This window comes from Pseudoalteromonas sp., from assembly GCF_041629635.1.
GTDB lineage: Bacteria > Pseudomonadota > Gammaproteobacteria > Enterobacterales > Alteromonadaceae > Pseudoalteromonas.
This window is the reverse complement of the sequence record NZ_JBFKMX010000163.1, coordinates 1-6,942: the sequence shown is the minus strand read 5'-3', so window position 1 is coordinate 6,942 and position 6,942 is coordinate 1. Positions and strand designations below refer to the sequence as shown.

Below are 6,942 nucleotides of genomic sequence, written 5' to 3'. Positions count from 1 at the left end.
GTTAAGTTGTATCGGTGGTTTAGCTTTTACTGCTCTTTATTTAGCTGCGCTTGGAATTGAGTGGCAAATGTCAATTTCAATACCTGCGATGATTATGTTTGTATTTATCTGCTCGCAATATGGGTTCGCAAATTTAACATCGTTGAGTTTACATGGAGAAGAAGCAACGGTTGCAAAATTAAACCTATTTGTCTTAGCAATCTCTGTTGCTGTATTATCGATGCTTTCACTTAATTATATTAATAGTTCTAATTTATATTGGGTGTTACCTGTAATTTGCGGTGGCTTTATTTTAAGAAACTTTAGAGCCAAAATGGTTGCTCAAAGTAAGTTTGTAAAGCAGTTTTAACCGTGACTTATTTCCAGCAAAACGTCAGACTATTCAAAAAGTGGGTAATTCCATATTTACCTTATTTATTAATTCTCGGCCCTTTATTGGCAGATATTTTGACGGGATTATTTGAAATCGTTCTTGGTTTGGGTTTGCCTTTTGGTGCTTTTACTCGGTTTTCGTTAGTTGCTTTTGGTTTATTTATACTCTTTAAATCAAAGCATACGCTAACCAAACTCGTCTTATTAATTATTTCGTTTTATTTGGTTTTATTTCTTTATTGGTTTACCAGTCAAAATGGAATTCCAATTTCTGCAAATCTGAAACCGTTATTATTTTTACTTTTACCTTTTTTTGTTTATCTCATTTTAATTGAAAAGGAAGATTCAAGTACCTTTGATAAAGTTACTCATGCTGTATCTCTTTATGGATTAATTGCTGCGGGTTCTATCGTTGTTTGCTACTTTTTAGGCATTGGCTATGAATCATATGGCGAATACACTTTTGGTTTTAAAGGTGTTTTTATATCTGGTAATGATATTGGCATTTGCATCTTGCTTGCATCGGCAGTTGCTTGGTACAGAGCTATTAAATCTTTTAAATTAATAGAGTTATTTACATGCTTTATCTGTTTTATTTCGTTAATTTTTATAGCAAGTAGAACAAGTTTGCTCGTCGGATCCCTTATTTTAATGGCGGGTGTTTTAGTCTTTCTTTTCTATAGCAAGTCTAAAAACTTATTGAATTTGCTAACTAAAATTATTATCTCTATTGTGACTTTTTTAGTTATTTCTGCAGTTGTATTTTTAGCAATTAAATATGCTGATGATATAGCCTATCACGCTGCACGTATTATAGAGCTTCTTGAAGGTGTAAGCCCAAGAGCGCATTTAGAATTAGCCGCAGGACTCGCGAGAGAATCACGTTCAACGTTAGACTTTTTATTTGGTCAAGGTTATCAGTATTATTATGTTGTAGGTGAAGAGCATCATTTACGCGTTAAGCTAGGTTATAATAAGCCATATGAAAAAAATGTAGAAAAAGATTTTCATGATTTATTAGGTTTGTGTGGCATTGTATTCACTATTTTTTATTCACTTATTATTACTTATGTTTGGCTTAAAATAGCGAGAAATTTCATTCACTTTAAGTCACTTGTAACTGCTATATCACTATTATTGGTTTCATTTTTAATATTACACGCATTTATTGCAGGTCATGTACTGTTAGGTTCACAGGTACCTATAGTTATGGCTGCGATAGTATATATCGGCCTTCGCGCTGAAAGAGTAGAGGGAAATTAGTTTGTTTAAAAAGCTTGGTAACTTCATTAGTCTTAAAGAGTTTCTAACTATTTCAATCGTTTATATTTTGATTGTGGTAGGCATGGTTTTTGTTTTGCTTTCAATACCAAATAAATATCAAGCAAGAGGAACATATGCACCTGCTGAAGATATGCAAAGTTCATCTCTGGGCTCTCTAGGCGGCTCTCTCGGGGGGCTTGCAAGTATGGCTGGGTTAAACCTGGGTGGCGGAAAGCGTGATAATCTTCAGCTTGCTTTAGAGGTTATTAAATCTAAAACATTTATTTATAAGATTATTGATAAGCATGCATTAGATATTGAAGTTTTTGCTGCAAAATCTTGGGACCCTATTTCATTAAAACTTGAGATAGATAGTGAAATTTATGATGTTCAAAATCAAAAATGGGTTAGAAAAGTGAAGGCACCCAAAACCCTTATTCCAAGTGATTTTGAATTATATGAAGAGTTTCGCTCTAACTTAAGTGTTAGTTGGGATGAGAAAACGAATATCGTGAAAATTGGTTATATTCATGTCTCTCCATATGTGGCACAAAAATTCGTAAATATTATTGTCAATGAAATTAATGACATGTTGCAAAATAAGGAAATTAAAGAAGCGAATGTGTCAATTGATTTGCTTAGAGAGGCGATAACGAAAACGAACTATGCGGAAATGAGAGGGTTATTATATGAGTTGGTTCAAGAGCAAACAAAACGACTGCTTCTAGCAAAAACAAAAGAACATTATGTGTTTGAGCCAATTGACTTACCAATTGTGGCGGAAAATAAGCACTCGCCAAAGCGTGCCTTAATTCTAATTATATTTACTTTTGTCTATGGTCTTTTAGCATTGCTCTACTTGGTAATTAGGCCTAAGTTAAGTTCGAGAAATGATATTTTTTAAGTTAACTGGCTATTTATTAATAGCCAGTATAACGGTATTTACTACAGAGTATTTTGACGTATTTAAAAAAGATGCGACAGAAACTTTCCTTCTTTATGAGCCAAATATTAGTATCGACTACAAGATCTTGAAAGAAATTGGTCGTGATAAAGGTGTTAAATTATCAGGTGCTTTATCGAAGAAAGAAGATAGGGAGTACAAAGCGCTTTCAAGGCTAAATAATAATAACTTCCTTTCCTCAATCGCTCATTCATGTGGTATTGATATTGAAGATGAGTCTACTCCGTTAGCAAAATACTCAGAAATAAGACGACACACAATTTATAAGTTTTCTGTTATTAAATTCAGTGGACCGTTTGCTGGAAAAGGTGCATGTTTACTGGATGCTTTTAACAAAACCCTCGACTTTGCTTATAAGCAGGATATTACAAAGCGGTTAGATAATATCGCTAAGCTAGACATAGATGCATATAGCCAAGATATAAAGCTATTTATCAGTGATAAAAAAGAATACCTTGAAGTGTTATCTAGATTGCATTCAACAGACGCGCGCAATTATACTTTTTGGCAAATTAATCAATCAAACCCTAATGCATCGACATTGTCAGACTCCATTTCTTTTTCAATTATCCTTATGATATTGTGGTTCTTTATTGTTCGTTTATTTAAAGCTGCTTAGGTTAAGTGTTGAAGGCTATGAAGCGTTATTTGTTATTTTTTATTTGTTTTTTCATTCTGTCGTGTTCTGATGAGGATAGAGTTGAGAGCGACTTAATTTTAACTGATGATAATTTCCAGATTAAAATTAATTCTGCTGTGCAACTCCCTATATTTTCAAATGATACTGGTATTAGTTCAAGTTCTCAGCTTAGCCTTGCTACAAGCCTTACCGAGAAAGGGGGGCAAATAAGCTTAACTAGTGATAAAGTTCTCTATAAGCCTGCACAAAACTTTATTGGTATAGATACTTTTAGTTATCAAATTGTTGAATTTGGAATAATACATTCAGCAACAGTGAGTGTTGAAGTTCAAAAAGCAGATATAGAATCGAGTTCTTTAAGCAGTGAGCACTTTATTGCTGGTGAAGATATATCATTAGTTATCACATTTGACTCAATTGTTTATGACTTATCTGAAGATAATGTTGAGTTTTCTTTGGACCACGAAATAATGTCATCGGTGCTAGATATTACCCATGGTGAAAACAAAACAACTTTAAAGTTAACTCTTAAAATTCCTGAAAATCATGATTTTATTAGGAAGCAATCGGGAGAGGTTAACGTTAGCTTTCCTTTATATATAGAGTCTAAAGTAACAAAAAATTACCTATATTATTCTCGTCCCAGAATGGCTCAATTAAACTGGCCACAAAGAAGCCTTTTTAAAAATGAAAAGTCATTAGATGCTGCATCAAGAAACAGTATTGACTTTTATTGGTTAAATCTTGGTGAGTGGTATGTCCCTGAGCAACTAAATTGGCAAGAAAACCCATTTAATAACATTAGTTGGGTGATGTTCTTTAATAGCTTAGGTTGGTTAACCTCATACGGAGAACTATATTTACAAACTACTGAGCAACATTATTTAGATCTAATCGAAAAACACATAATTAGTTATAACAAACGTTTTTCAGCTGAGCAGGATTTGACTAATGAACTCTCATACCGTGAAGATGCGGTGTCGTTGAGGGTAAACCATTTGCTATATATCTATTTGAACCTCGGAAAACACCTATCACAACCAGCGATAACAGCTCTTGAAGAGTTAATCTCGAAAGATATTCGAATGCTGTCTGTCTATGTTGCAGATCCTCAGTATGATGATGATAACCATGGACTAATACAGGCAAAATCAGCGCTTAATCTATATGCGGTTTTCCCTTATAAACCTGAGCTTGAACATGTTTTAGAAAAAGCAGCTTTGCGAGTTGAAAAAGCATCAGGTTACATGTTTGATAGCATAAGTGGTCAAAATATTGAGCAATCACCAGAGTATCATTATGTTGGTGTTTCTATGTTGCTTGAGGCTATGGCTCAATTTAAAAGCTTAGATATTGAGGTTCCTGCCGTATTAGAAAAAACACTAATCAATGCTGTAACTCACGGCATGTACTTTTTATATAGCAATGGCGAAATACCGGCTATCGGCGATTCGTACTCGGATAAATATTGGGAGTACTTTGTTAAACGATATTATGAAATTTTAAATATTCCCATTGATGAGTTTGAACAGTTTTTAGTTTATGGTCAAAAGGCGCTAAGCGGTTTAAGGGTTTCTCCGCAAGAGCGGCTTGTTATTGCAAAGTCAGATAGCTCTAAAGAGAAATTTACGAAAGTATTTTTTGATGCAGGCCCAAAACGTATCGTACATGGTCATTTTGACAATATGAACTTAGTCGGTATGTTGGATGGTCATAAATTATTGGTAGACTCTGGTGGGCCCTATAACTATACCGGTAAAGGGCGACAATACTTCTGGAATGCATCAGCTCACAATATTGTTACTATCAATGGCTTTGAGCAAAATGAGGTGGATGCAGAGCTTCATTTTTATGAAGATAAAAATGAATTTCTTCAGTTCTCAGGAACCCAACCTTCGCGTAATTCTGCTTTACACACTAGAGCTGTATTGCTTCCGAAGGAAAGTGAAAATGCCATTATTGTTGTAGATTTAGCAAGTGGTAATAGTTCAACTAACTTGTTTAAGGAATATTGGCATTTTCCAGCAAGTTCCAAGTTGAGAATATTGAATCAAGACAATTCTGAAATCGTGCTAAAAAACGGCAAAAAATATCTAAATTTAACTTACGGCACCAATGGTGAGTGTGAAACTGTTGAAGGGCAATATGATAAGAATGGTATCCCTAAATTAGGATGGGTTACAAGAAAATACAATGATGCAACTGCTGCGCCCGTTAAAGTGTGTGAGTCTACATCAAACGCCTATTTTAAATTAAATATTTTTATAAGCGAAGATGCTTTCCAAAGCTTTAAAGTATCAGAAAATAATGCTGATTATTTGCTCTTCGAACTTAATAGAAAAAAATATAACTTCTCTAAACAACAAGCTCGATTTGACGTGCTTTAAAGGTTCATTTCTAAACTATGAAATATTACCGTGCTGATATAGATGGCCTTAGAGCTGTTGCTGTATTACTTGTTTTGTTTTTCCATATTGACTGGCTGGTGTTTCAAGCTGGTTTTATTGGCGTAGATGTTTTCTTTACGATTTCAGGTTTTCTTATTACGTCTATTTTATTGAAGGACATCAATAGCGAAAGCTTTACCTTTTTAGGTTTCTATAAAAAACGCGCATTTCGACTGTTACCGGCATACTTATTTATGCTCATTATTGCATTATGTGTTTTTTACTTTATTTTAGGACCTTTGGCATATCAGGATTTACTCGCAAGCGGCTTTGCGTCCACTATTTTTGCCTCTAATTTCTACTTCTTTTTTCATCATGGTGGGTACTTCTCAACACTGGTTACTGAATTGCCATTGTTACATACTTGGTCACTTGCGGTAGAAGAGCAGTTTTATTTACTAATGCCTATATTTTTATTGCTTTGGGTAAAAGTATTTAAACAAAAAGCAGCTATGTTTGTTTTTGGTTGTTTTTTCTTGCTGAGTGTTTTTGTTAGTTACTATTTAACAAACTTAAATCAAAGCGCTGCATATTTTCTATTATTTGCGCGAATTCATGAGCTTTTATTAGGTGCTATGCTGGCTGTCTTTTTATTTAAAAAGCCCGAACATAAGCCTGCGTTATGGTTTGCCAATACGCTTTTTGTAATCGCCATTATTGCCATAATTGCTGTGGCTTTATTGTTAGAGTCAAAGCAAGCTTTCCCTGGGCTTATTGCGCTTATTCCTTGCTTGGCATGCGTTGCTATTTTGTATGCCGGAACTAATACAAAATGTCTTTCTCACAGCGTTTTAGGCTTGCCAGTATTTGTTAAAATCGGTTTAATTTCCTACTCACTTTACCTTTGGCATTGGCCAATTGTGGCAGGCTTAAAGTATATAGGTATAGAGTTCACCCTATTAGTGCAGCTGGTAATTGTTGCCTCTTCATTGTTAATGGCTTTCATTAGCTACAGGTTTGTAGAGACAAAAGTTAGGTATAGTAAGCTCGCGAATAGTAACAAAGCCATGCTTGCAATTTACACCTTGCCTGTAGCGCTAGTGCTAGGGCTGTATTATGTAGCTCCTTCAATAAGTAATAATGCGAATCCTCAATTTGTCGAAGCTGAAAAAGCACACCGTTCTAAACCGAATGAATTGCGTGGTAAGTGCCATTCTGCAGATATTCAAAGTGAGCAAAAGTGTGTGTTAGGTGACAAGAATGCTACAAAGTTGAATGCAATTTTATGGGGAGACTCTCATGCAAATCATTTTGCG

The 6,942-nt window shown here is 34.6% G+C and carries 6 protein-coding genes; all 6 read left to right on the top strand.

The annotated features are described in order from the left end of the window. Positions 1 to 349, top strand: a 349-nt coding sequence (locus tag ABYD77_RS16680; RefSeq protein ID WP_372771233.1) for a hypothetical protein, incomplete at its 5' end; no start/stop codon positions are given. A gap of 2 nt (positions 350 to 351) precedes the next feature. Continuing rightward, complete coding sequence (locus ABYD77_RS16675) at positions 352 to 1,635, top strand: O-antigen ligase family protein (RefSeq protein WP_372771232.1); 1,284 nt, start codon at positions 352 to 354, stop codon at positions 1,633 to 1,635. A gap of 1 nt (position 1,636) precedes the next feature. Further along, the gene (locus tag ABYD77_RS16670; protein WP_372771231.1) at positions 1,637 to 2,539 is read left to right on the top strand and encodes an LPS O-antigen length regulator; all 903 of its coding nucleotides are present in this window, start codon (positions 1,637 to 1,639) and stop codon (positions 2,537 to 2,539) included. Continuing rightward, entirely contained in the window at positions 2,526 to 3,218 is a 693-nt protein-coding gene (locus ABYD77_RS16665) for a hypothetical protein (protein WP_372771230.1), read from the top strand. The genes ABYD77_RS16670 and ABYD77_RS16665 overlap by 14 nt, the downstream gene beginning before the upstream one ends. Positions 3,219 to 3,235: 17 nt before the next feature. Beyond that, on the top strand, positions 3,236 to 5,626 hold the full coding sequence (locus ABYD77_RS16660; RefSeq protein ID WP_372771229.1) for a heparinase II/III family protein: 2,391 nt from the start codon (positions 3,236 to 3,238) through the stop codon (positions 5,624 to 5,626). A gap of 17 nt (positions 5,627 to 5,643) precedes the next feature. Continuing rightward, on the top strand, positions 5,644 to 6,942 hold a 1,299-nt coding region (locus tag ABYD77_RS16655), incomplete at its 3' end, for an acyltransferase family protein (protein WP_372771228.1).